24 protein-coding genes are annotated in these 25,182 nt (G+C 59.3%); 12 read left to right on the top strand and 12 right to left on the bottom strand.

The window, feature by feature from the left end:
* Window positions 1–83: 83 nt before the first annotated feature.
* Together ACA043_RS02760 and ACA043_RS02765 are read left to right on the top strand one after the other, a co-directional pair.
* Window positions 84–2,570: a circularly permuted type 2 ATP-grasp protein gene (locus tag ACA043_RS02760; protein ID WP_497616232.1), complete on the top strand. Its 2,487-nt coding sequence runs from the start codon at window positions 84–86 to the stop codon at window positions 2,568–2,570.
* Window positions 2,570–3,460, top strand: a complete 891-nt coding sequence (locus ACA043_RS02765; protein WP_187677865.1) for a transglutaminase family protein — start codon at window positions 2,570–2,572, stop codon at window positions 3,458–3,460. The genes ACA043_RS02760 and ACA043_RS02765 overlap by 1 nt, the downstream gene beginning before the upstream one ends.
* A gap of 177 nt (window positions 3,461–3,637) precedes the next feature.
* On the opposite strand, the gene ACA043_RS02770 is transcribed toward ACA043_RS02765, so the two are convergent.
* Both ACA043_RS02770 and ACA043_RS02775 read right to left on the bottom strand, forming a co-directional pair.
* Window positions 3,638–3,829, bottom strand: a complete 192-nt coding sequence (locus ACA043_RS02770; RefSeq protein ID WP_187677864.1) for a hypothetical protein — start codon at window positions 3,827–3,829, stop codon at window positions 3,638–3,640.
* A 68-nt stretch (window positions 3,830–3,897) separates the two neighbouring features.
* Window positions 3,898–4,485, bottom strand: a complete 588-nt coding sequence (locus ACA043_RS02775; RefSeq protein WP_497658575.1) for a cytokinin riboside 5'-monophosphate phosphoribohydrolase — start codon at window positions 4,483–4,485, stop codon at window positions 3,898–3,900.
* Window positions 4,486–4,825: 340 nt separating this feature from the next.
* Here ACA043_RS02775 and azu point away from each other — a divergent pair, with 340 nt between their 5' ends.
* Window positions 4,826–5,272: an azurin gene (azu, locus tag ACA043_RS02780; RefSeq protein WP_401265884.1), complete on the top strand. Its 447-nt coding sequence runs from the start codon at window positions 4,826–4,828 to the stop codon at window positions 5,270–5,272.
* Between the two features lie 70 nt (window positions 5,273–5,342).
* On the opposite strand, the gene nadE is transcribed toward azu, so the two are convergent.
* The 3 genes from nadE to ACA043_RS02795 all read right to left on the bottom strand — a co-directional run bounded on the left by nadE (window position 5,343) and on the right by ACA043_RS02795 (window position 8,519).
* Complete coding sequence (nadE, locus tag ACA043_RS02785; RefSeq protein ID WP_401265886.1) at window positions 5,343–6,170, bottom strand: NAD(+) synthase; 828 nt, start codon at window positions 6,168–6,170, stop codon at window positions 5,343–5,345.
* 4 nt (window positions 6,171–6,174) lie between these two features.
* Window positions 6,175–7,398, bottom strand: a complete 1,224-nt coding sequence (gene pncB, locus ACA043_RS02790; RefSeq protein ID WP_123530802.1) for a nicotinate phosphoribosyltransferase — start codon at window positions 7,396–7,398, stop codon at window positions 6,175–6,177.
* A gap of 221 nt (window positions 7,399–7,619) precedes the next feature.
* Window positions 7,620–8,519: a LysR family transcriptional regulator gene (locus ACA043_RS02795; protein WP_401265890.1), complete on the bottom strand. Its 900-nt coding sequence runs from the start codon at window positions 8,517–8,519 to the stop codon at window positions 7,620–7,622.
* 163 nt (window positions 8,520–8,682) lie between these two features.
* On the opposite strand from ACA043_RS02795, the gene amaB reads away from it, so the two are divergent.
* From amaB to ACA043_RS02840, 9 genes are all read left to right on the top strand, one after another.
* Window positions 8,683–10,173: an L-piperidine-6-carboxylate dehydrogenase gene (gene amaB / locus ACA043_RS02800; protein WP_401265892.1), complete on the top strand. Its 1,491-nt coding sequence runs from the start codon at window positions 8,683–8,685 to the stop codon at window positions 10,171–10,173.
* Between the two features lie 155 nt (window positions 10,174–10,328).
* Window positions 10,329–11,612 carry an L-pipecolate oxidase gene (gene amaA, locus ACA043_RS02805; protein WP_497616239.1) on the top strand — a complete coding sequence of 428 codons (1,284 nt, stop codon included), beginning with the start codon at window positions 10,329–10,331 and terminating at the stop codon, window positions 11,610–11,612.
* Between the two features lie 369 nt (window positions 11,613–11,981).
* On the top strand, window positions 11,982–13,115 hold the full coding sequence (locus ACA043_RS02810) for an ABC transporter substrate-binding protein (protein WP_007915892.1): 1,134 nt from the start codon (window positions 11,982–11,984) through the stop codon (window positions 13,113–13,115).
* 242 nt (window positions 13,116–13,357) lie between these two features.
* Entirely contained in the window at window positions 13,358–14,272 is a 915-nt protein-coding gene (locus ACA043_RS02815; RefSeq protein WP_187681241.1) for an ABC transporter permease subunit, read from the top strand.
* 3 nt (window positions 14,273–14,275) lie between these two features.
* Window positions 14,276–15,577, top strand: coding sequence for a high-affinity branched-chain amino acid ABC transporter permease LivM (gene livM, locus ACA043_RS02820; protein WP_187681242.1), 1,302 nt, complete (start codon window positions 14,276–14,278; stop codon window positions 15,575–15,577).
* The gene (locus tag ACA043_RS02825) at window positions 15,574–16,446 is read left to right on the top strand and encodes an ABC transporter ATP-binding protein (RefSeq protein ID WP_007967487.1); all 873 of its coding nucleotides are present in this window, start codon (window positions 15,574–15,576) and stop codon (window positions 16,444–16,446) included. Before livM ends, ACA043_RS02825 begins: the two co-directional genes overlap by 4 nt.
* A complete protein-coding gene (locus ACA043_RS02830) occupies window positions 16,443–17,159 on the top strand; it encodes an ABC transporter ATP-binding protein (protein ID WP_497658576.1) in 717 nt (238 codons plus the stop codon). Before ACA043_RS02825 ends, ACA043_RS02830 begins: the two co-directional genes overlap by 4 nt.
* An 839-nt stretch (window positions 17,160–17,998) precedes the next feature.
* Window positions 17,999–18,763 carry an SDR family oxidoreductase gene (locus ACA043_RS02835; RefSeq protein WP_100846416.1) on the top strand — a complete coding sequence of 255 codons (765 nt, stop codon included), beginning with the start codon at window positions 17,999–18,001 and terminating at the stop codon, window positions 18,761–18,763.
* A 175-nt stretch (window positions 18,764–18,938) separates the two neighbouring features.
* Complete coding sequence (locus ACA043_RS02840; protein ID WP_489881501.1) at window positions 18,939–19,844, top strand: cation diffusion facilitator family transporter; 906 nt, start codon at window positions 18,939–18,941, stop codon at window positions 19,842–19,844.
* Between the two features lie 145 nt (window positions 19,845–19,989).
* On the opposite strand, the gene ACA043_RS02845 is transcribed toward ACA043_RS02840, so the two are convergent.
* The 7 genes from ACA043_RS02845 to ACA043_RS02875 all read right to left on the bottom strand — a co-directional run bounded on the left by ACA043_RS02845 (window position 19,990) and on the right by ACA043_RS02875 (window position 25,175).
* Window positions 19,990–21,123, bottom strand: a complete 1,134-nt coding sequence (locus ACA043_RS02845) for an AGE family epimerase/isomerase (RefSeq protein WP_497658577.1) — start codon at window positions 21,121–21,123, stop codon at window positions 19,990–19,992.
* 172 nt (window positions 21,124–21,295) lie between these two features.
* Window positions 21,296–21,868: a HupE/UreJ family protein gene (locus ACA043_RS02850; protein ID WP_187678572.1), complete on the bottom strand. Its 573-nt coding sequence runs from the start codon at window positions 21,866–21,868 to the stop codon at window positions 21,296–21,298.
* A 27-nt stretch (window positions 21,869–21,895) separates the two neighbouring features.
* Window positions 21,896–22,510 (bottom strand): urease accessory protein UreG, encoded by a 615-nt coding sequence (gene ureG / locus ACA043_RS02855; RefSeq protein ID WP_187678571.1) that lies wholly within the window; start codon window positions 22,508–22,510, stop codon window positions 21,896–21,898.
* A gap of 23 nt (window positions 22,511–22,533) precedes the next feature.
* On the bottom strand, window positions 22,534–23,208 hold the full coding sequence (locus ACA043_RS02860) for an urease accessory protein UreF (protein ID WP_497658578.1): 675 nt from the start codon (window positions 23,206–23,208) through the stop codon (window positions 22,534–22,536).
* Complete coding sequence (gene ureE / locus ACA043_RS02865; protein WP_497658579.1) at window positions 23,205–23,705, bottom strand: urease accessory protein UreE; 501 nt, start codon at window positions 23,703–23,705, stop codon at window positions 23,205–23,207. The genes ACA043_RS02860 and ureE overlap by 4 nt, the downstream gene beginning before the upstream one ends.
* A gap of 242 nt (window positions 23,706–23,947) precedes the next feature.
* Window positions 23,948–24,580, bottom strand: coding sequence for a TetR family transcriptional regulator (locus ACA043_RS02870; RefSeq protein WP_123530830.1), 633 nt, complete (start codon window positions 24,578–24,580; stop codon window positions 23,948–23,950).
* A gap of 172 nt (window positions 24,581–24,752) precedes the next feature.
* Window positions 24,753–25,175 carry a hypothetical protein gene (locus tag ACA043_RS02875; RefSeq protein ID WP_401265913.1) on the bottom strand — a complete coding sequence of 141 codons (423 nt, stop codon included), beginning with the start codon at window positions 25,173–25,175 and terminating at the stop codon, window positions 24,753–24,755.
* Window positions 25,176–25,182: the final 7 nt, after the last annotated feature.

A 25,182-nucleotide genomic window follows, 5' to 3' on the forward strand; every position in this document is an offset into this window, starting at 1 on the left:
ACGCGACGCCCGGATTTTTCGTCTATCCGGGCGTCATGTGCCTGCGTTAGTCTGACCGTTCCCTGCTGTCTGCCGAGCTTTCCATGCCTGACCTGCTAGACCGCTACCCGCTGACGGCGGGCACTTATCATGAACTGCTGGATGACAGTGGTGCGGTGCGTCCGCACTGGCAGCGGCTGTTCGACCAGTTGCAGCGCAACACCCCTGCGCAATTGCTGCAGCGTCAGGCTTTGCTGGCCCGGCAGATTCAGGAAAACGGTGTCACCTACAACGTCTACGCCGATCCCAAGGGTGCAGATCGCCCGTGGGAACTGGATCTGCTGCCGCACGTGATCGCAGCGGACGAGTGGCAGCAATTGTCAGCGGGTATTGCTCAGCGAGCGCGATTGCTCAATGCCGTGCTGGCCGACTTGTACGGCCCGCAACGGTTGATCAGCGAAGGTCTGTTGCCGGCGGAACTGGTATTCGGGCACAACAATTTTCTCTGGCCGTGTCAGGGGATTCTTCCGCCGGACGATGCCTTTCTGCATCTGTACGCCGTGGATCTGGCGCGCACGCCGGACGGGCGCTGGTGGGTGACGGCGGATCGCACTCAGGCGCCATCCGGGGCCGGTTATGCACTGGAAAACCGCACCATCGTGTCGCGCGCCTTCCCCGAGTTGTACCGGGATCTGAAGGTGCAACATCTGGCCGGTTTCTTCCGTACGCTGCAGGAAACCCTGGCCCGTCAGGCGCCCAGCGATGACGACGCGCCACTGGTGGTGTTGCTGACGCCGGGGCGCTTCAACGAAAGCTATTTCGAACATTTGTATCTCGCCCGACAGCTCGGTTATCCGCTGGTGGAGGGCGGCGACCTCACGGTGCGTGATGCCACGGTCTACCTGAAAACCCTCAGTGGCCTGCGCCGGGTGCACGCGATCATGCGGCGGCTCGACGACGACTTCTGCGATCCCTTGGAGCTGCGCACGGATTCCGCGCTGGGTGTTCCCGGTTTGCTGGAAGCGGCGCGACAGGGGCGGGTGTTGGTCGCCAATGCGCTCGGCAGCGGTGTGCTGGAGTCTCCGGGTTTGTTGGGTTTTTTGCCGAAGATCAACCAATTCCTCTTCGGCGAAGAACTGATCCTGCCGTCCATCGCTACATGGTGGTGTGGTGAGGCACCGGTGTTGGCCCAAGCCCTGGAAAAGCTGCCGGAACTGTTGATCAAACCGGCATTCCCCTCGCAAAGCTTCACGCCGGTATTTGGCCGTGATCTGAGTGAAAAACAGCGTCAATCCCTCGCCGAGCGCATGCAGGCACGGCCTTATGCCTATGTTGCGCAAGAGCTGGCCCAACTGTCCCAAGCGCCGATCTGGCAAGCCGAGGATGGTCAACTGCAACCCCGGGCCATCGGCATGCGTATGTACGCGGTGGCCAGTCATGACGGCTATCGTGTGCTGCCCGGTGGACTGACCCGGGTGGCCGCCGAAGCCGATGCCGAAGTGGTCTCGATGCAGCGCGGCGGCGCGAGCAAGGACACGTGGGTGTTGGGCGACCGGCCGCCGAGCGGCGAACAATGGAAGGCGCAACGCAACGTCGGTGTACACGATCTTGTGCGGCGCGACCCTTACCTGCCTTCGCGGGTGGTGGAAAACCTGTTCTGGTTCGGCCGTTACTGCGAGCGTTGTGATGACAGCGCACGTCTGCTGCGAATCATGCTGACGCGCTATGTGGACGGTGATGATCCACAAGCGCTGCTGGCGGCTGTCGATCTCGGCGAGCGGCTGGCGCTGTTGCCGGACGAGGGTGAGCTGCCGGAGCGCCTGTTGGCAGCGCTGCTCGGCGAAGACTGGTCGTTCAGCCTGCGGGCCAACCTGCAACGCTTGCAGTGGGCGGCTTCGCAGGTGCGCGGCAAGCTCTCCCGGGAGAACTGGCAGGCGTTGGTGGAGTTGCAACGTGAAGCGACGGAACTGGACACCGACGAGCCGGATTTCGGCGAGTTGCTGGATTTTCTCAATCGTCTGGTGATGTCGCTCGCTGCGCTGTCCGGGTTTGCACTGGACGACATGACCCGCGACGAAGGCTGGCGTTTCCTGATGATTGGCCGGCGCATTGAGCGTCTGCAATTTCTCAGCAGCAGCCTGGCGGCGTTTCTGCGCGGCGCGGGGGCGTTCGACCAGGCCGGCCTGGAATGGCTGCTGGAGCTGGGCAACAGCAGCATCACTTACCGCTCACGCTATCTGGCGGTGGCGCAGTTGATTCCGGTACTCGACCTGTTACTGCTCGATGAGCAAAACCCCCACGCCGTGTTGTTCCAGTTGAAACTGGTCACCCGCACGCTGAAACGTTTGAATGACGATTTCGGTGTGCCAAGGGAGGCTGGGTTGCCGCAACTGGTCGAGCGTCTGGCGCGGTTTGATCTGGGGTGTCTGGAGAACCCGTTGTTCGGCGAGTCCAGCGTGCGCGCGGCGCTCGATGGTTTGGCGGATTTGCTGCAAGAGATCGCCGATGCCAGCGGGCAGGTATCCGATCGCCTGGCCCTGCGCCATTTCGCCCATGTCGATGATGTCAGCCAGCGTACGGTGTCCGTCTGATGAACGCGCATTACCAGATCTTCCATGACACCTGTTATCACTACGACAGCCCGGTTTCCCTGGCGCAGCAATTGGCGCACCTGTGGCCGCGTGAATGCAGTTGGCAGCGCTGCACCGAGCAGCAGTTGCTGATCAGTCCGGAACCAACGGCGCGCCGTGATGAGCTGGATGTGTTCGGCAATCCGCTGACCCGACTGGCCTTCGAGCGACCGCATGATGAATTGCAGGTCAACGCGCGGCTGACCGTTGAGGTGCTGGCGCGACCGGCGCTGGATTTCAACCAGTCCCCTGCGTGGGAGCTGACGCGCAATGCGTTGACGTACAGCAGTCAGCCGTTGTCTGCCGAATTGCTTGAAGCTTGCCGCTATCGATTCCAGTCACCGTACGTGCACTTGAAGCGCAGCTTCGTCGAGTTTTCGCAAAGCTGTTTCCCTCCCGGTCGTCCTTTGCTGCTGGGTGTGCAGGCCTTGATGCAGAAGATTTTCAGTGAATTCACCTTTGATGCCGAGGCAACCCAGGTGGCGACGCCGCTGGTGGAAGTGCTGGAACGTCGGCGTGGGGTTTGTCAGGACTTCGCCCACTTGATGCTGGCCTGCGTGCGCTCTCGAGGGCTGGCGGCACGTTACATCAGTGGTTATCTGCTGACCCAGCCACCACCGGGGCAGCCACGGCTGATCGGCGCCGATGCGTCGCATGCCTGGGTTTCGGTGTTTTGTCCGGTGCTGGGCTGGGTGGATTTTGATCCGACCAACAATGTGCAGCCGGCGCTGGAACACATCACGTTGGCATGGGGCAGGGATTTTTCCGATGTGTCGCCGTTGCGGGGGGTGATTCTGGGGGGCGGCAGTCATGATCCTGAAGTCAGGGTCACGGTGATGCCTTTGGAATAAGCACAATCGTATGGGGAGCTTTGTGGCGAGGGGATTTATCCCCGATCGGCTGCGAAGCAGTCGCTCAGTCCAGACAACTCATTCGGGTTGGCCGGACGCAGGGGCCGCTTCGCGACCCATCGGGGATAAATCCCCTCGCCACAGATCGCTCCCTCAGGGAGCGAACCAACAATCAGCTCAGGCGTCAGGCGCCTGATCTTTCGGTGCATCTACATCGGTATCAACATCGTTGTCAGTCGCCACTTCACCATCAGGGTTCAGTGCCGCGTCTTCAGCTGATTGTTTCTTGCGCTGAAGCTTTTCCTCTTTCTTCTTTTCCTTTTCCAGGTCTCGTTGACGTTTGGCGAAGGAGTAATTGGGTTTGGCCATGGGCGATCCTCTTGGGTCGAAGGTGAGGTTGAGCGGCGCGTATTCTGCCCTGTATCGGTGCCCGGCGGTTAGCCGGGTTTTTGGTCGACCCACTTGGGCGTGACGGTCGGCTTCCAGTTATCGAGGGACTCGAGCAGTATTTGCGGCGATTCGCTCACTTGCAGCATGTCACGGTGTGGCGCGCGAACGAAGCCTTCGCCGACGATATGGTCAAGAAAAGCGGTGAGTTTACTGTAGAAACCGTTCACTTCCATCAGACCCAGCGGTTTGCCGTGGTAGCCGAGTTGGCCCCAGGTCCAGACTTCGAACAACTCTTCCAGCGTGCCAAGGCCGCCGGGCAGCGCAATAAACGCATCGCTGAGTTCAGCCATCCGCGCCTTGCGCGCGTGCATGCCATCGACCACTTCCAGACGTGTCAGGCTCTTGTGACCGATTTCCTTGTCCATCAGGCTTTGCGGGATGATGCCGATCACCTCACCACCGGCAGCCAGCGCGGCATCGGCGACGATACCCATCAAACCGACGGCGCCACCGCCGTAGACCAGGGTCAACTTGCGCTCGGCCATTGCCCGGCCAAGGGCGACGGCGGCTTCGGTGTAAGCCGGGTCGGTGCCGGCGTTGGCACCGCAGAATACACAAACGGATTTCAAAGACATGCCTTCCTCCTGGGTCAATCCGTCACAGGGTAATGGCTAGCAGGCCTCGATCCAAGGTCTAAACTTCGGGTTCCGGTGATTCAAAGGTACCGCTGGCGCCACACGCGTAGGCGGCGAGCAAACTGCACAACAGACCGTTAAAGAACATGACAGGCACTCCGTCTCAAGGGATGGGCCGATCATAGGGCGGGCCAGATGGTTTGGCCGTTAGATTGTGTCGATGAGCGTCATAGCCTGAAAGTTGTATACAATTTTTGACGCAAGTCATAGGAACTTGCGAAGATTTCAGGCAGTCTTCCAACCATTCGTGATTTCGTTAACCCTGCCTTGGAGATTCACCATGTTTTCCAAAGTTGTTGCGGTATCCCTGCTGGCGCTGGCCAGCAGCCAATTGATGGCTGCCGAGTGCAAAACCACCGTTGACTCCACCGATCAGATGTCCTTCAACACCAAGGAAATCGTGATCGACAAGAGCTGCAAGACCTTCACCGTCGAGTTGACCCACTCCGGCAGCCTGCCGAAGAATGTCATGGGCCATAACCTGGTGATCAGTAAAGAAGCTGACATGCAGCCGATCGCTACCGATGGCCTGGCTGCCGGCATCGACAAGAACTACCTGAAGGACGGTGACGCACGCGTCATCGCCCACACCAAAATCATCGGCGCCAAGGAAACCGATTCGGTGACCTTCGACGTGTCCAAGCTTAATGCCAGCGAAAAATACGGCTTCTTCTGCTCGTTCCCTGGCCACATCTCGATGATGAAAGGCACTGTGACCCTGAAGTAATTTATTCAGGCACAAAAAAAGCGTCCTGCTCGGGACGCTTTTTTCGTTTCTGAAGGTGGCGCGGTATGGCTTACGGTGCAAACGGCATCACTCGTTTGTGATGGGTTTTGTTGTACGTATCAACAATGATCTTGAACGCTTCCTCTCGCAGTGGCTCACCGTGCAGGAATGCATCGATCTCTGTATAGGTCACGCCGTGCGACGCTTCGTCCGGTTTACCCGGCGACAGGTCTTCCAGATCCGCAGTCGGAATCTTTTCAACCAACGACTCAGGCGCCCCAAAACTGCGGGCAATCGCCCTCACCTGATTTTTCACCAGACCGCTGAGCGGGGCGAGGTCGCAGGCGCCGTCGCCGAACTTGGTGAAAAAACCCATCACCGCTTCCGCTGCATGGTCGGTGCCGATCACCAGACCGCCCGCCGCGCCAGCAATCGTGTATTGCGCAACCATGCGCATCCGCGCCTTGGTGTTGCCCAGCACGAAATCAACTGACACCGCGTGCTTGCCTTCGAACGCCGCCACTTCACTGGCCAGGGCCTTCACCGCCGGACCGATGTTGACGGTGTGGCGTTCGTCCGGGGCGATGAAATCCACCGAGGCCTGGGCGTCGTGTTCGTCGAACTGGGTTTCATACGGCAGGCGCACGGCGATGAACTTGTAGCTCTGGTCGCCCGTTTGATCGCGCAGTTCACGCATCGCGCGCTGGGCCAGCAGGCCGGCGGTCAGCGAGTCGACGCCGCCGCTGATGCCTAGCACCAGCGTCTTGAGCCCGGAATTGACCAGGCAGTCCTGAATGAAGGTAATGCGCCTGGCGACTTCGGCTTGCAGGGCCTTGTAGTCAGCGAACGGCGGTTGCACCTTGAGCTGTTCAGCAATCTCACGCTGTACGGCTTGCATGAATTCACTCCTTGCTAGATAGACTGGAATCGGCAGGAACCTGGAAAACGTGTCGCAAATAGGCAACAAAATTGGGGTCTTTGCAGTGGGTCTTGCCTGGCTCGTCGGAGATCTTCGCCACCGGTTGGCCGTTGCAGGCGGTCATTTTAAGCACGATGCTCATCGGTTCGACACCCGGAATGTCACAGGTGAGGTTGGTGCCGATGCCAAAGCTCACGTTGATTCGCCCGTGCAGCGCGCGGAATATTTCCAGCGACTTGGGCAGGGTCAGACTGTCGGAGAACACCAGGGTCTTGCTCATCGGGTCGATGCCCAGCTTGTGATAGTGGGCGATGCATTTTTCGCCCCAGGCCACAGGATCCCCGGAATCGTGGCGCAGGCCATCGAACAGCTTGGCGAAAAACAGATCAAAATCGCCGAGGAAGGCATCCGTGGTGATGCAGTCGGTGAGGGCGATCCCCAGCAAGCCACGGTATTCGCGCACCCAGCAGTCGAGCGCGGCGATCTGACTGTCGATCAGGCGTGGGCCGAGTTGTTGGTGCGCCATGATCCATTCGTGGGCCATGGTGCCCAGCGGTTTCATATCCAGTTCGCGCGACAGGTGCACATTGCTGGTGCCGACGAATCGACCGGGGAAGTCGTGCTTGAGCACGTTGACCACTTCTTCCTGCACTCGGTAGGAAAACCTGCGACGGGTGCCGAAATCGGCGACCTGCAATTGCGATAACTCATCAGCCGAGGCGTTGGCCGTCAGCCAGTCGAACTTGCGGTAAAGCTGCTCACGCGCCTGCTCAAGCACGGTTTCGCGGTAGCGGTAACGGTTGCGAACTTCGCTGACGATGGCCAGCAGCGGCACTTCGTAGAGGATCACATGGAGCCACGGCCCGCGCAGGCGGATGAACAGTTCGCCGTTCTCGATGCCGGTGTGCAGGTAGCGCAGGTTGAAACGGAACAGGCCGAGGAAACGCAGGAAGTCCGGTTTCAGAAAGCTGATGCGCTCGAGAAAACTCAGTTGATCGGCACTCAGGCTCAACTCGGCAAGGCGCTCGATCTGATAGCGGATCTCGGCCAGATACGGGCGCAAGTCTTCGCTGTTACGGCAACGGAACTCCCATTCGACTTCGACGTTGGGATAGTTGTGCAGCACCGCCTGCATCATCGTCAGTTTGTAAAAGTCGGTGTCGAGCAGGTTCTGCACGATGCGATCGGCAAACACACTCTCGCTCATAACGGGGTCTCCAGGTGCGCCGCGCCGTTGCGCGGTCTCAATCAGTGGTGCTAGTGGCGCATATCAGCAGTGGGGATTGCCAGCGATTTCTATTCTGAGTGAGGTCAATTGTGGCGAGGGGATTTATCCCCGACCGGCTGCGAAGCAGTCGTCGCTCTTGAGATTTTTGGGCCGCTGCGCGACCCATCGGGGATAAATCCCCTCGCCACAGGGGCCAGGTTTCAGCCTGGATTGTCGATCTGTTCGAGCATCCACTTCACAAAATCCCGCACCTTGGGCACTTCCGCCGAGTGTTCCGGGTACGCCAGGTAATAGGAGTCGGTGCTGGGCATTGCATGCTGCCAGGGAATGACCAGTTTGCCGTCGGCCAATTCCTCTTCCACCAGAAACCTCGGCAACAGCGCCACGCCGCAGCCGACTTGTGCGGCGCGGATGCACATGTAAAAGGTTTCGAAACGCGGCCCGTGATAACTGTGCTCTGTCTGGTAGCCCTGACTGTCGAACCAGTCGTGCCAAGCCTGTGGGCGCGAGGCATTCTGCAGCAACACCAGATCGGTGAGTTGCGTCGGATCCGTGAACGGCGTTTCAGGCAGGCTGCCCGGCGCGCACACCGGCACCAGCTCTTCGCCGAACAGCTTCAGGCATTCGGTACCGGGGCGCGAACCCTGACCGTAATAGAACGCCAAATCACTGCGACCCTGCAGCAAATCATCCGCTTCTTGCTCGTTGCATAAATCCAGATGGATCGATGGATGGCGCAAGCGCCAGCCTTTCAGGCGAGGCACCAGCCAGCGGGCGCCGAAAGTTGAGGGGGTAGAAACACGCAGGACTTCGGTCTCACCGCCGTAGGAACGCAGGTAATGCGTCGACATCTCAACCTGGGTAAGGATTTTTCTGACCTCCACCAAGTACAAATCCCCGGCCGGGGTCATCTGCAAGCGGCGGCGTACCCGACGGAACAACAAGTGCTGCAACAATTCCTCAAGCTGCGCGACCTGTTTGCTGACCGCACTCTGGGTCAGGTTCAGTTCCTCGGCGGCCCGGGTAAAACTCAGGTGCCGGGTCACGGCCTCGAAGCACTGCAGCGCGGTGATCGATGGCAAGTGGCGTTTGTTCAGCATGGCGGATCCTTTTCTTGTCTTTCTATGCGCAGCATGAATAAACGGAATGATATCTCGCGTAAAGGTCGTTTGTTGCCTTGCCGTACTGACGCTACAACTAAAGGCCTGCCCGGTCGTGAAATGGCGACCGCACACATTCAGTTTTTTGCTTGAGGAGTGACCCATGGTTGCCGCATTGCTTGATCGTCTTGGTGTGAACCCGGCCCTTTATCAGAACGGCAAAGTGCCGGTGCATTCGCCGATCGACGGCAGCCGCATCGCCGCCGTGAACTGGGAAGGCCCGGCCGAAGTCGAGCAGCACATCAGTCGCGCAGATCATGCGTTCGAGGCGTGGCGCAAGGTTCCGGCACCGCGTCGCGGTGAACTGGTGCGTCAATTCGGTGAAGTGCTGCGCGAGTACAAGGCTGATCTCGGCGAACTGGTTTCCTGGGAAGCGGGCAAGATTACTCAGGAAGGCCTGGGTGAAGTGCAGGAGATGATCGACATTTGCGACTTCGCCGTCGGATTGTCCCGCCAGTTGTACGGTTTGACCATCGCCTCCGAGCGCCCGGGCCACCACATGCGTGAAACCTGGCACCCGCTGGGCGTGGTCGGCGTGATCAGTGCGTTCAACTTCCCGGTCGCGGTGTGGGCGTGGAACACCACGCTGGCGCTGGTCTGCGGCAACCCGGTGGTGTGGAAACCGTCGGAGAAAACCCCGCTGACGGCGCTGGCCTGTCAGGCGCTGTTTGACCGCGTGGTGAAGAATTTCACGGATGCCCCGGCCAGTCTCTGCCAAGTGATTATCGGTGGCCGTGACGCGGGCGAAGCGTTGGTCGATGACCCGCGTGTCGCGTTGATCAGCGCCACTGGCAGCACCCGTATGGGCCGCGAAGTGGCGCCGAAAGTCGCCGCGCGATTTGCCCGCAGCATCCTTGAACTGGGCGGCAACAACGCGATGATCCTCGGCCCAAGCGCCGATCTGGACATGGCCGTGCGCGCCATCCTGTTCAGCGCGGTCGGCACCGCCGGCCAGCGTTGCACCACGTTGCGTCGCCTGATCGCCCATGAATCGGTGAAAGAAGAAATCGTCACCCGCCTCAAAGCCGCGTACGCGAAAGTGCGCATCGGCCATCCGCTGGAAGGCAATCTGGTCGGCCCGCTGATCGACAAACACAGCTTCGAAAACATGCAAGATGCCCTGGAACAGGCGCTGAGCGAGGGCGGCCGGGTGTTTGGCGGCAAGCGTCAATTGCAAGATCAATTCCCCAACGCTTACTACGTCTCGCCGGCGATTGTTGAAATGCCAGAGCAGAGCGACGTGGTTTGCAGCGAAACCTTCGCACCGATTCTGTATGTGGTCGGCTACAGCGACTTCCAAGAGGCGCTGCGCCTGAACAACGCAGTGCCGCAAGGTCTGTCGTCGTGCATCTTCACCACTGACGTGCGCGAGGCCGAGCAGTTCATGTCGGCGGTCGGCAGTGACTGCGGCATCGCCAACGTCAACATCGGCCCGAGCGGTGCGGAAATCGGTGGTGCGTTTGGCGGTGAGAAAGAGACCGGCGGCGGTCGTGAGTCGGGCTCGGATGCATGGCGCGCGTACATGCGTCGACAGACCAATACCGTGAACTATTCGCTGGAATTGCCGCTGGCGCAGGGCATTACCTTCGACTGATGTCGGGGCGACCCCCCATACCCTGTGGGAGCGAGCCTGCTCGCGAAGGCGGTGAGTTAGTCGACATCAATGTTGTCTGATATGCCGCTTTCGCGAGCAGGCTCGCTCCCACAATGTGAACAATGTGTTTGGCAGGTTTCTGTTGGAGTCTGGCAATGCCGTTACGCGAAGAATGTCTGTGGGAAAAACTCACGCCGCAAAGGCCCGATAACACGGCGCTCAAGGGTGAAGTCAAAGTCGATGTGTGCGTGATTGGCGCCGGGTTTACCGGCTTGTCGGCGGCGCTGCATCTGTTGGAAAAAGGCAAAAGCATCTGCGTGCTGGAAGCCCATCGCGCCGGCCACGGCGGTTCCGGGCGCAACGTCGGGCTGGTCAACGCCGGCATGTGGATCCCTCCGGACGAGATCGAAGCGGGGTTCGGCGAAGCCGTTGGCAGCCAGCTCAACCGCATGCTCGGTGCGGCGCCGGCGCTGGTGTTCAGCCTTGTGGACAAGTACGGCATCGATTGCCAGTTACGCCGCGAAGGCACGCTGCACATGGCACACAACGCCAAGGGCGGGGCGGATCTGCGCAGTCGTGAGCAGCAATGGAAACGCCGTGGTGCACCGGTCGAATTGCTGACCGGCAAGGCATGCGAGCAGGCCACCGGTACGCAAAAGATTGCTGCTGCATTGCTCGATCGACGCGCCGGTACGCTCAATCCGATGGCTTATGTCACCGGGCTCGCCAATGCGGTGATCGGTCTGGGCGGGCAGATGTTTGATCATTCCCCGGTCACCCGTCTCGAACGCGTGGGTCAAAAATGGTCGGTGCAGACCGAGCAGGGTTCAGTGTTGGCCGAGCAGGTTGTCATCGCCTCCAACGCCTACACCGAAGGTGACTGGACCGAACTCAAACGCAACTTTTTCCCCGGTTACTACTACCAGGTCGCTTCGGTGCCGCTGACTGAAGATGCCGCCCAGGAAATCCTCCCGGGCGGGCAGGGCTCATGGGACACCCGTCAGGTATTGAGCAGCATCCGCCGCGACAAGGAAGGGCGGCTATTGCTCGGCAGCCTCGGCAACGGCAATCAGAAGCCGACCTGGTTTCTCAAGGCCTGGGCCGACAGGGTGCAGCAGCATTACTTCCCCAATCTGAAACCCGTCGAGTGGGAATGCACCTGGACCGGGCGCATCGCTTTCACGCCCGATCACTTGATGCGGCTGTTCGAACCGGCACCGGGACTGGTGGCAGTTACCGGCTATAACGGCCGTGGCGTGACCACCGGCACCGTAGTCGGCAAGGCTTTCGCTGATTACCTGTGCAACGGAAACCCTCAAGCCCTGCCGATTCCTTTTGCACCGATGCAGCCCCTGGCGGGCGTAGGTTTGCGCAGTTGCCTTTATGAGGCTGGTTTCTCGCTGTATCACGCAGGCCAGTGCCTGCGCATCGTCATTTGAGTGTTGAAATATGTTGCTGGAAGCGGCGCTTTTCGACGTAACGACTAGCCTGTAATGGTGCGGGTTGTAGCAGTCCCGCACCAGCAGTGTGCAGTTCGGTGACGCGGGCTGTTACAGGCTGGTTGCACGTCGTTTGGCGCCGCGGTTGCAATGATGGCGCGTGCGGGTTGCGCCTGAAAAAATAAATGGTTTCACCTTCCGCGGTTTAGACGGTTGCACGCCCAATGAAAATGGGAACGAAACAGTCGAAATAACAAGAAAGCAGCGACTTTTTGAAGAATAAAAAACCGATGGCACGGCCCTTGCTCTGAGCATTCAGTGAAGTGAAGTCGCAGTGCCAACTAAAAAAAAACCTTGGAGCACCACCTCATGTCCCAGACGTTTTACAAGAAAGGCTTTCTGGCCCTCGCAGTGGCTACTGCGTTGGGTGTTTCTGCGTTTGCTCAAGCTGATGTGAAAATCGGTGTAGCGGGTCCAATGACGGGCGCCAACGCGGCATTTGGCGAGCAGTACATGAAGGGTGCACAGGCGGCGGCCGATGCGGTCAACGCGGCTGGCGGCGTCAACGGGGAAAAAATCGTACTGGTCAAGGGCGATGACGCCTGCGAACCGAAGCAGGCCGTGACGGTCGCCAAGGACCTCACCAACCAGAAAGTCGCTGGCGTGGTCGGTCACTTCTGCTCCTCTTCGACCATTCCTGCGTCGGAAATCTACGACGAAGCCGGCATCATCGCCATCACTCCGGGCTCCACCAACCCGCAAGTGACCGAGCGCGGGCTGAGCGCCATGTTCCGCATGTGCGGCCGTGACGACCAGCAAGGCATCGTCGCCGGCGACTACATCGTTGACGTGCTCAAGGGTAAAAAGGTTGTCGTACTGCACGACAAGGACACCTACGGCCAGGGTCTGGCTGATGCCACCAAGGCCCAACTGGTCAAGCGCGGCGTGACTCCGGTGCTGTACGAAGGCCTGACCCGTGGCGAAAAAGACTTCAGCACCATCGTTACCAAAATCCGTGGTGCCGGCGCCGATGTCGTGTACTTCGGCGGTCTGCACCCGGAAGCCGGTCCGCTGGTTCGCCAACTGCGTGAGCAAGGCCTGAAGGACGTCAAGTTCATGTCCGACGACGGCATCGTTACCGACGAACTGGTGACCACCGCCGGTGGCCCGCAATTCGTTGATGGCGTGCTGATGACCTTCGGCGCCGACCCACGCCTGCTGCCAGACAGCAAGACCGTGGTAGACGCCTTCCGCAAGGCCGGCACCGAACCTGAAGGCTACACCCTGTACGCCTACGCCTCGGTACAGACCCTGGCCGCCGCCTTCAATGGCGCCAAGTCCAACAAGGGCGAAGAAGCGGCTGCCTGGCTGAAGAAAAACCCGGTCAAGACCGTTATGGGCGAGAAAACCTGGGACTCCAAGGGCGACCTGAAAGTCTCCGACTACGTGGTTTACCAGTGGGACAAGGACGGCAAATATCACCAGCTGGAAAAACAGAAGTAAGGGCTGACGCGATCAGCAGATCCCCACCAATCCAATGTGGGAGCGAGCCTGCTCGCGAAGACGGAATGACTGCCAACACATGTGTTGAATGATCGACCGCATTCGCGAGCAGGCTCGCTCCCACAGGAACGGTGTGGGACGGGCGGATCGCGCTCTGACATTACTCCGACGTAAATCTGTATTTTCCTTAGAAGAACCGCACACCTCAGGGTGTGCAGGTTCTCACTGCGTGAGATTGCGTTATGGATGGTATTTTCCTGCAGCAACTGGTCAACGGCCTGACCCTCGGGTCGGTCTATGGCCTGATCGCCATCGGCTACACAATGGTCTACGGCATCATCGGCATGATCAACTTCGCCCACGGCGAGGTTTACATGATTTCCGCTTACCTGGCGGCAATCAGTCTGGCTCTGCTGGCGTACTTCGGTATCGAATCCTTCCCGCTGCTGATGCTTGGCACGCTGATCTTCACCATCGTCGTCACGGCGGTGTATGGCTGGGTCATCGAGCGTGTTGCCTACAAACCCCTGCGTAACTCCACCCGACTCGCACCGCTGATCAGCGCCATCGGTATCTCGCTGATCCTGCAAAACTATGCACAGATTGCCCAAGGCGCGAAGCAACAAGGGGTTCCGACGTTACTCACCGGTGCCTGGCGTGTCGAGATCGGCACTGGCTTCGTGCAACTGACCTACACCAAGGTGTTCATTCTGATCGCGGCGTTTGTGGGCATGGGCCTGCTGACCTACGTGATCAAGTACACCAAGCTTGGCCGCATGTGCCGCGCCACTCAGCAAGACCGCAAGATGGCTTCGATACTGGGGATCAACACCGACCGGGTGATTTCCTACGTGTTCATCATCGGTGCGGCCATGGCGGCGCTGGCCGGTGTGCTGATCACCATGAACTACGGCACGTTCGACTTCTATGCCGGGTTCATCATCGGCATCAAGGCGTTCACCGCAGCGGTGCTTGGCGGGATCGGTTCATTGCCCGGCGCGATGCTCGGCGGGATCATCCTCGGGATCTCCGAGTCGCTGTTCTCCGGTCTGGTCAACTCCGACTACAAAGACGTGTTCAGCTTCTCGCTGCTCGTACTTGTTCTGGTCTTCCGGCCGCAGGGCCTGTTGGGCCGTCCTCTTGTGTCGAAGGTGTAAGCGATGTCTTCAACCACCCAAAAACCCATCGATATCAAAAAAAGTCTGGTTGAGGCGATTCTTGCCGGCCTTATTGCCTTGATCGTGTTCGGCCCGATTGTCGGCGTCGTGCTCGAAGGCTACAGCTTCAATCTTGAGCCGACCCGCGTGGCGTGGATTATCGGCATTGTCATGATCGGTCGCTTTGCCCTCAGCCTGTTTCTGCAAACGCCCAAGGGCCTGAAAATTCTCGACGGATTCGAGAGCACCGGTTCCGGTGTGCATGTGCTGCCGAGCGATCACAAATCCAGTCTGCGCTGGATCATCCCGCTGTTGATTGTGATTGCTGTGGCGGTGCCGTTTGTCTCCAATTCCTACCTGCTGGGCGTGGTCATTCTCGGCTTGATCTACGTGCTGCTGGGCCTGGGGCTGAACATCGTGGTCGGTCTGGCCGGTCTGCTTGACCTAGGCTACGTGGCGTTCTACGCCATCGGTGCTTATGGTCTGGCGCTCGGTTATCAGTACCTCGGCCTGGGCTTCTGGACGGTGCTGCCGTTGGCGGCGATCACCGCTGGTCTTGCCGGCTGCATCCTCGGTTTTCCGGTGCTGCGCCTGCACGGCGACTACCTGGCGATCGTGACCCTGGGCTTTGGTGAAATCATTCGCCTGGTCCTCAACAACTGGCTGTCCCTGACCGGCGGCCCGAACGGCATGCCGGCGCCGCTGCCGACGTTCTTCGGTCTGGAGTTCGGCAAACGAGCGAAGGATGGCGGGGTGCCGTTTCACGAGTTCTTCGGCATCGCCTACAACCCGGACGTGAAGTACTACTTCATCTACGCAGTGTTGTTCCTCGTGGTATTGGCCGTGCTGTACATCAAGCATCGTCTGGTGAAGATGCCCGTGGGCCGTGCCTGGGAAGCGTTGCGTGAAGACGAGATCGCTTGCCGTTCGATGGGCCTGAACCACGTACTGGTCAAACTCTCGGCGTTCACCATCGGTGCCTCGACTGCCGGTCTGGCCGGGGTGTTCTTCGCCACTTATCAAGGCTTCGTCAACCCGACCTCGTTCACCTTCTTCGAATCGGCGCTGATCCTCGCCATCGTCGTGCTCGGCGGCATGGGCTCGACCATCGGTGTGGTGATCGCAGCGTTCGTATTGACCGTCGCACCGGAACTGCTGCGTGGCTTCGCTGAATATCGCGTGCTGCTGTTCGGCATCCTGATGGTGTTGATGATGATCTGGCGACCACGCGGGCTGATTCGCATCAGCCGTACCGGGGTCAAACCACGCAAAGGTGCCATTCACTATGAGAGGACTGCGCCATGAGTGAAGTCGTACTCTCTGTTGAAAAACTGATGATGCATTTCGGTGGCATCAAGGCGTTGAGCGATGTCAGCCTGAAGGTCAAACGCAACTCGATCTTCGCCCTGATCGGCCCCAACGGTGCCGGCAAGACCACGGTGTTCAACTGCCTGACCGGCTTCTACAAGGCCTCCGGCGGCAAGATCGAACTCAACGTGCGCGGCCAGCAGACCAACGTCATCCAGTTGCTGGGCGAGTCGTTCAAACCGACCGATTTCGTTTCGCCGAAAAGCTTCCTCAGTCGCCTGTACTACAAGATGTTCGGCGGGACTCACTTGGTGAACCGTGCAGGCCTGGCCCGGACTTTCCAGAACATTCGCCTGTTCAAGGAAATGTCCGTGCTGGAAAACCTGCTGGTGGCCCAGCACATGTGGGTCAACCGCAACATGCTCGCCGGCATCCTCAACACCAAGGGCTATCGCAAGGCCGAAAGCGACGCGCTGGACTGCGCGTTCTACTGGCTGGAAGTGGTCGATCTGGTGGACTGCGCCAACCGTCTGGCCGGTGAACTCTCCTACGGCCAGCAACGCCGTTTGGAGATTGCCCGGGCCATGTGCACGCGGCCGCAGATCATCTGCCTCGACGAACCGGCCGCCGGCCTTAACCCTCAGGAAACCGAAGCGCTGAGCGCGATGATCCGGCTGCTGCGCGATGAGCATGATCTGACCGTGGTGCTGATCGAACACGACATGGGCATGGTAATGAGCATTTCCGACCACATCGTGGTGCTGGACCACGGCATCGTTATCGCCGAAGGGGGCCCTGAAGCCATCCGTAACGATCCGAAAGTGATCGCCGCCTACCTGGGCGCTGACGAAGAGGAGCTGGTATGAGCCAACCGATCCTCGAACTCAAAAACCTGGACGTGTTCTACGGCCCGATCCAGGCCCTCAAAGGCGTTTCACTGCAGATCAACGAAGGCGAAACCGTCAGCCTGATCGGCTCCAACGGTGCCGGCAAGTCGACGTTGCTGATGTCGATCTTCGGCCAGCCACGGGCGGCGAGTGGGCAGATCCTTTATCAAGGCGTCGACATTACCCACAAGTCATCGCACTACATCGCGTCCAACGGCATCGCCCAGTCGCCGGAAGGCCGGCGGGTGTTCCCCGACATGACCGTCGAGGAAAACCTGCTGATGGGCACCATTCCGATTGGCGACAAGTACGCCAAAGAGGATATGCAGCGGATGTTCGCGCTGTTCCCGCGGCTGGAGGAGCGGCGTAACCAGCGGGCGATGACCATGTCCGGCGGCGAGCAGCAAATGCTCGCCATCGCCCGGGCGTTGATGAGCCGGCCGAAGCTGTTGCTGCTCGATGAACCGAGCCTGGGTTTGGCGCCGATCGTGGTGAAGCAGATTTTCGCCACCCTGCGTGAACTGGCGAAAACCGGCATGACGATTTTCCTCGTCGAGCAGAACGCCAACCATGCGCTGAAGCTGTCGGATCGGGCGTATGTGATGGTCAACGGCGAGATTCGTTTGACCGGCACCGGGAAAGAGTTGTTGGTGAATGAAGAGGTGCGTAACGCCTATCTGGGCGGGCACTGAGTTATCCCCAGATACACACAGCCCCGGCGACGCGAGTCCCGGGGCTTTTTTATATCTCCAAAACACCGCAAAACCCTATAGGAGCTGCCGAAGGCTGCGATCTTTTGAATTTGGAAAACAAGATCAAAAGATCGCAGCCTTCGGCAGCTCCTACCGTGAATCCATCTTCCATATCAAGTCGATTGTGAAATTGTGGAAAACAAATTCCCCAACCTGCCAAAGCGCGACATATAGACGCTGCAAATGGCTGTTTTTCCACAGTTTTGACTTGTCCCCGTTTGCTGTGGAGCTGGCTGTGAATAACGTGGGAGTAGCTGGCTGAAAGCCTTGCAGGCCGTGGCTTGCAGGCTTGTGGTTGTTTTTTGATCAGGCGTTTTGGCGATAGCGTAAGGCGCCTTTGTCAACCTTTTTGTGGTCACCCCGGAACAGACATTTCCCTATGCGCAGTCCTGTGGATAAGTCTGTGATTAAACTCTGGAAAGACCGCGCTAAGGGCCGTAATTACTGGCCCCGCGCAATCACCCCGGTAACTGCTCGGTCGTGCAAAATGCCATGTCCCGCACATCTGCCAGTTCAGGGTCAAGCAAAAAACTTTCTATTTCCCTCGCAAAGCCTTGTGTGGCGCGGCTTTGCGCGTTTCCACTTGCCCCCGGAAACTGTGGAAGGGGTTGTGGATAACGTGCGTGCACATGGCTACAAGCCACGTTGGTTAAGGCGTTGCTCGTGTTGGTTGTTTTTTGTACAGCTTAGAGGAGTTGCCCGTAAATGCGGGGCCGGGCATGCTGCGTGCTGATTTTCTATTCAAGGGCTGCTCCGGCAGCCGAAGCGAGGAGAACACGATGTCCAACACCCTGTTTATCACCGGCGCGACGTCCGGTTTTGGTGAAGCCTGTGCCCGTCGTTTTGCCGAGGCTGGCTGGAAACTGGTGCTGACCGGCCGTCGTGAAGAACGTCTCAATGCCCTGTGCGCCGAACTGTCGAAGCAGACCGAAGTGCATGGCCTGGTGCTCGATGTGCGTGATCGCAAGGCGATGGAGGAGGCGATTGCCAACCTGCCGCCGTCGTTCGCCAAGTTGCGTGGCCTGATCAACAACGCCGGGCTGGCACTGGGTGTGGACCCTGCGCCGAAATGCGATCTGGATGACTGGGACACCATGGTCGACACCAACGTCAAAGGCCTGATGTACGCGACCCGTTTGCTGTTGCCGCGCCTGATCGCCCATGGCCGTGGCGCCGGCATCATCAACCTCGGCTCCATTGCCGGTAACTACCCGTACCCGGGCAGCCACGTGTACGGCGCGACCAAGGCATTCGTTAAACAGTTCTCGCTGAACCTGCGCTGCGACTTGCAGGGCACTGGTGTGCGGGTCAGCAACATTGAGCCGGGTCTGTGCGAGAGCGAGTTCTCGCTGGTACGTTTCGCTGGCGACCAGGAACGCTACAACGCCACCTACGCCGGTGCCGAGCCGATCCAGCCGCAGGACATCGCCGAGACGATTTTCTGGGTGATGAATACGCCAGCGCACATCAACATCAACAGCCTTGAGTTGATGCCGGTGAGCCAGACCTGGGCGGGTTTTGCTATCGAGCGTAACAAGGCTTAAGACCCCAGTGAGCCCATTCGCGAGCAAGCTCGCTTCCACATAAGATCGCGTTCGAATGTGGGAGCGAGCCTGCTGGCGAAGAGGCCAAATCGGCCAAAACATGGCGATAAGGTAAACTCCTCTCGTAACAACCCCACCGCACCCTGCGGTTTTCAAGGTTTTTCGAGGAGTTAAAGTGAGTAACCGAGGTGAGCAGTCGCTGCTCAAACAATCGACCATCCTGATGTTCGCCGTGGCGATCGCCGGGATCGTCACCGGTTTTGTATCTGGTTCCCAATCCATCCTGTTCGATGGTTTTTTCTCGCTGATTGCAACGTTCATCAAAGTCCTGATGCTGATCACCGCCAAGCTGATCGCCAAACAAAGCAATCACCGCTTCCAGTTCGGTTTCTGGCATCTGGAGCCAATGGTGCTGCTGATCGAAGGGAGTTTCCTGCTGTTGATCGCCATCTATGCGTTTCTCAACGGCGTATTCGGCATCATCAACGGCGGTCGCGAGATCGAGTTGGGTCTGGTGATCATCTATGCGGCAGTGTTTACCGTTGTTGAATTCGCCTACTTCTTCTATGTGCGTCGGCGCAATCGCAAGCTCAAATCCAGCCTGATCCAGTTCGACAACATCAGTTGGCTCGTGGACGCGATGCTGTCGGTCGGTCTGTTGATCAGTTTCCTTGCAGCGCTGCTGCTCAAGTCCCAGGGCTATGGCGAGTGGGCGAAGTTTGTCGATCCGCTGATCCTGATCGTGCTGGCGCTGACCATGCTGACTCCGGCGTTCAAGATTCTTCGCCCGGCGTTGCGCGATGTGCTCGGGATTGCGCCGGATACCCTTGATGAACAGGTTCGTCAGGTGATGGAAGCGGCGAAGGTCGAACATGGTTTCGATGATTACGTGTCCTACGTGCAGAAACACGGGCGGGCGCGGTTTATCGAGATTCATGTGGTGTTGCCGGCGGATTATGCGTTGAGCAGTGTCGGTCAGCTGGATGCATTGCGCGAGGGGATTTCGGCGAAGCTGGGCACGCCGGATGCGGCGCGCTGGTTGACCATCAGCTTTACCGGTGACAAGAAGTGGATTGCCTGAGGTAACCCGGTTCTAAGTTGAACCCTGTTGTGGTGAGGGGATTTATCCCCGATGGGGCGCGAAGCCGCCCTGAAAAGAGCGGGGCCGCTGTGCAGCCCATCGGGGATAAATCCCCTCGCCACGATCAATCTCAATTGCCATGAAATCAGCGAAGATATTCAGCCAGGCCGCTGTAGCAAGTCGCCAAGTGATACGGCGTCGTCGACGGCATGTCCTTGCGGCTGATCTCACCCTGCTCATCGCGGCACTCATACCAGCCACCGGCATGCAGAAAACGCTGTTGCAGCGCCTGCAACTGATGCAGCACCACGGCTTCACTGTCCGGGCGCAACGTTAGCGCGCGCAGGTATTCAGCCTGAGCCCAGATCCGCTGGGTCGAATCTCTCGGGCGTCCGTCCATCTCCAGATCAAGCATCGCCCGCACCGCGCCGGACGGCTGTACCACGCCGAACTGCTCGGTAAACGCGAAGGCCTTGTCCAGCGCCGTATGCAGTTTCGACCCGCGCAATAGCGGTGACGATTCCAGCAGGAAATACCACTCGAACTGATGCCCCGGCTCGTACCAGTTATCCACAGCCCCCAACGGTTTCTCCATCAACACGCCATGTTGCGGGTCGACGAAGCGCTTGTGCATCGCTGTGCATAACTCGTTGAGGGCCTGTTGCGTTGCCGCGTCTTCGCGTACGGCAAGGGTGGCGAGGAAGGCTTCGGCCAGATGCATCAACGGATTTTGCAACGGGCCGGTTTCCAGCGTGTTCCAGTCTCGATTCAGGCAGGCCTCGTACAGGCCATCACCGGTGGCAAAGCGTCGGCCGATGACTTCCAGCGCGGCGTTCAGCGTCGATTCCACCAGCGGCTCGCGGGATTTTTCCCAGTAATGCGCGCAGGCAAACAGGATGAAAGCGTGGGTGTAGAGATCCTTGCGCTCATCCAGCGGTTTGCCCTGCGCATCGATGCTGTAGAACCAGCCGCCATGCTCGGCATCATGGAAATGCCGTTGCAGGGAGCGGAACAGCGCTGCCGCACGGACTTCTGCGTTATCCACAACGTCGATCAGGCTGGAAAACAGATAGAGCTGCCGCGCGCAGGCCATCGCCCGATAGCGTTGTGGTGGCAATGGTTGATGCGTGGCGTCCAGCGCCTCGTAAGGCAGCGCCATGTCGGCGTTCCAGCCCGGGCCTTGCCATAGCGGCACGATCACGTTCAAAAAGTGCTGTTGCACCTCACTGAACAGGGCGGTCAATTCAGGCAGGGATTTGGAGCGAGAAGCGTGGGGCATGGGCGGACGTCGTCACGGCTGGGGCGATTGCGCGACATGGTAGCAGAGAGACCGGTTAGAGAGAGGTTGTGTCTGTCAGTCCGCCTTCGCGAGCAGGCTCGCTCCCACAGGAGAATGCATTCCGATGTGGGAGCGAGCCTGCTCGCGAAGGGGCCGTATCAGGCGACAGAGATCAGCCGGCCAGCAGCCATGCGCCAGTCACTGCCGAAGCCGCACCCGCCAGTCGCACCAGCGGCGCAGCAGCCTGAGGAAGGAAACGTACCACCGCATAACCTGCAGCATGCAGCGCAGCGGTCGCCGCCACAAATCCTGCGGCATACGCCCAAGGGCTGGACATGTCCGGCAACTCCAGGCCATGCGCGACACCATGGAACAACGCAAACAACGCTGTTGCCGCCACCGCCATCACCAGTGGCGGACGCACCGCCAACGCAACGGCCAGGCCGAGCGCCAGCACCGACGCGGCAATCCCGCTTTCCAGCGCCGGCAACTCCAGCCCTTCAAAACCCAGCATGCCGCCCATCAACATGGTGCCGACGAAGGTGCACGGCAGCGCCCAGCGCGCCGCACCTTGCTGCTGCGCTGCCCACAAACCGACGGCAATCATCGCCAGCAAATGATCAAGGCCACCGATCGGGTGGCTGATCCCGGCGATCAAACCGCTGTCCCCATGCCCGGGGTGAGCGAAGGCCAGTGCCGGGGTCAGCAACAGTGCGACTGCGCCAAGAATGCGTTTGAGTGTCATGGATAAGCTTCCTTGTTGATAAGTGAATCAGGCTGCGGTCAGCAGGCCCTGTCGTTCGATGAAGGCGATGATGTCTTCCAGGCCCTGGCCGGTTTTCTGGTTGCTGAACACGAACGGCTTGCCGTTGCGCATGCGTTTTGTGTCGCTGTCCATCATCTCCAGCGAGGCACCGACCAGCGGCGCCAGGTCGATCTTGTTGATCACCAGCAGGTCAGACTTGCAAATACCCGGCCCGCCCTTGCGCGGCAGCTTGTCGCCGGCAGAAACGTCGATCACGTAGATGGTCAGGTCGGACAATTCCGGGCTGAAGGTCGCCGACAGGTTGTCACCGCCGGACTCCACCAGAATCAGATCCAGCCCCGGAAAGCGCCGGTTCAATTGATCCACCGCTTCGAGGTTGATCGAGGCGTCTTCGCGGATTGCCGTATGCGGACAGCCACCGGTTTCCACGCCGATGATGCGTTCCGGTGCCAGCGCTTCGTTGCGCACCAGAAAGTCCGCGTCCTCGCGGGTGTAGATGTCGTTGGTCACCACGGCGAGGTTGTAGCGCTCGCGCAGCGCCAGACACAGGGCCAGGGTCAACGCGGTTTTGCCGGAACCGACCGGGCCGCCGATGCCGACGCGCAGAGGTTGTGTGTTCATATGCTTCTCCAAAATAACAGGCCCTAGGAACGGAACAGGCGGCTGTACTGGCGCTCATGGGCCATGCACGCCAGGGACAGACCGAACGCGGCACTGCCGATGTGTTCGGGGTTGATTCGGGTGGCGTCCTGCTGGGCTTGTTGCAGCAGCGGCAGCAGTTCGCTGGTCAGGCGCTGGGCGGCTTGCTGGCCCAGTGGCAGGGTTTTCATCAGGACGGCGAGCTGGTTTTCCAGCCAGCTCCACAGCCACGCGGCGAGGGCGTCCTGCGGAGTGATGCCCCAGGCGCGGGCCGCCAGTGCCCAACCAAGTGCCAGGTGCGGTTCGGCGCATTGATCGAGAAAGTGGCGTGCTGGTGCGTCGAGTTCGGGCAAGCCGTTGAGCAGTTGCTGCAACGAATAGCCCATCTGCCGACTCTCCAGATGCAGCTCGCGGGTTTCGCGGCTGGCACGGTGGGTTTCGCAGATGCGCAGCAAGTCGTCCCATTTTTCCTCGGCAGCGGCTTGGCAATGGGCAAGCAGCAGCGGCGCTTCGAAGCGGGCGAGGTTGAGCAGCAATTGATCGCCGATCCAGCGGCGGGCGCTGTCCGGGTTGTTCACGCGACCGTTATCCACCGCCATTTCCAGACTTTGGGAATAGCTGTAGCCGCCAATCGGCAATTGCGGACTGGCCAGGCGCAGCAGCGCCCAGGCCGGATTCACAGGCGTACGCCGAACTGATGGAGTTTGGGCGCGTAGTTGAAGTCTTCGTCGCCGTGACGTGAATGGTGATGGCCGCCGCCGTAGGCACCGTGTTCCGGCTGGAACGGTGCTTCAATGGCTTCGACCTGCGCGCCAAGCTGTTCAAGCATGGCTTTGAGCACGTAATCGTCGAGCAACCGCAGCCAGCCATCGCCGACTTGCAGGGCGACGTGGCGATTGCCCAAGTGATACGCGGCGCGGGTCAATTCGAAAGCGTTGGCGCAAGTGACGTGCAGCAGTTGCTCGGGGCGGGCGCAGACACGGACGATTCGGCCGTCCTCAGCCTTTAAACATTCGCCGTCATACAACGGCGGCTGACCGCGCTCCAAAAACAACCCGACGTCTTCATTCTCGGCACTGAAACAGCGCAAACGGCTTTTGCTCCGTGCTTCGAAGGTCAGGTGCAACTCGGCGGCCCAGACAGGTTGAGGGTCGATTCTGCGATGAATCACCAGCATCGGAAAGCTTCCAGCAGTGGACAATACTCAGGCTAGAGCAAGGGGCTTGCCAATCGGACGAGATGTAGGAAATCCCTGTCGGATCGTAGTAGATGTTTCGGAATGTTGCGGGGATTTGAGAGGTTTTGGTGCGTTAAGAATTTTTCATGCACCAATTTGCGGCGCACAAAGAAGATCGCAGCCTTCGGCAGCTCCTACCTTGTTCTCTGTAGGCGCTGCCGAAGGCTGCGATCTTTTGATCTTTATTCGGTACTACCGAGCCCTTGCCAATGCTTGAGCCCGATAAAGATGAAGCGCAATTGCTGGGTGATCTTTGCTTGCGGGGTCAAATGCTCAGGCAAGGCTTCGGCCGGCGGGTCGATGATGTCCGGCAGGGTGGCAAACACCGATTTGACGATCAGATCCGCCACCACGCTCAACCCGGCCGCGTCCAGATGCTGAAGCTTGGGCATCATTGTCAGGTCGGCCGCAAGGTCGGAGCTGATGTTCTCACGCAAACGGCCAATCGCCTGGCGCACCGGCAGCGAGCCGCCGTATTGCTCGCGAGCGAGAAATAAAAACTGCGAACGGTTGGCGCTGACCACATCGAGAAAGATCCGCACCGACGCATCAATGATGCCGCCCATGACGAATTCGTTGTGGCGTACCAGGCGGATGGTTTCGCGGAAGGTCTGGCCGACTTCGCTGACCAGCACCAGACCGAGTTCATCCATATCGGCAAAATGCCGATAGAAACCGGTGGGCACGATGCCGGCGGTTTTCGTCACTTCGCGCAGGCTGAGGCTGCCGAATCCTCGGCCGCTTTCCATCAAGTGGCGGGCAGCATCCATCAGGGCGTTGCGGGTCTGTTGTTTCTGTTCGGCGCGGGGCAGCATCGCAAGGTGTTTTCTTCGGCAGGACAAGCGCAGCACTCTAGCAAATCGGCTTTAACGGCGTCGAACGGCAGCGGGGGGATGCAGCGGGGAAACAGCGACTTATTAATAGCAGCGGCTGAAAAGTCAAAAGCCCAATCCGGGGATTGGGCTTTTTTTCAGGGCCGCCATGGGCTTAGCTCAAAGCGCTGTTGCGTTCGATGACACGGTCACCACCACCTTCGGCAACAGCTTGGCCTTGTGGGGTTTTATCGTAGCCGTCTTCGACCAGACCTTTTTCTTCCAAGCGGTTACGACCGTTTTCGGCGACAGCCTGACCTTGTGGAGTTTTATCGTAGCCGTCTTCGACCAGACCTTTTTCTTCCAGACGATTACGGCCGTTTTCTGCTAACGACTGACCTTGTGGGGTTTTGTCGTAACCATCTTCAGCCAGGGTCTGACCTTGTGGGGTTTTGTCATACCCGTCTTCGGCGAGGGTTTGGCTGAACACCGAGTGGCTGTCTTTTACTTGCGGAGTAGCCTGGTCGGCAGCGGGCAGGGCAAAAGCAGTGCTGGCAAGCATCGACAGGGTAAGGCTGAGCAGTAATTGGCGTTTCATGATGGGT

It is taken from the genome of Pseudomonas sp. LBUM1648, from assembly GCF_059716145.1.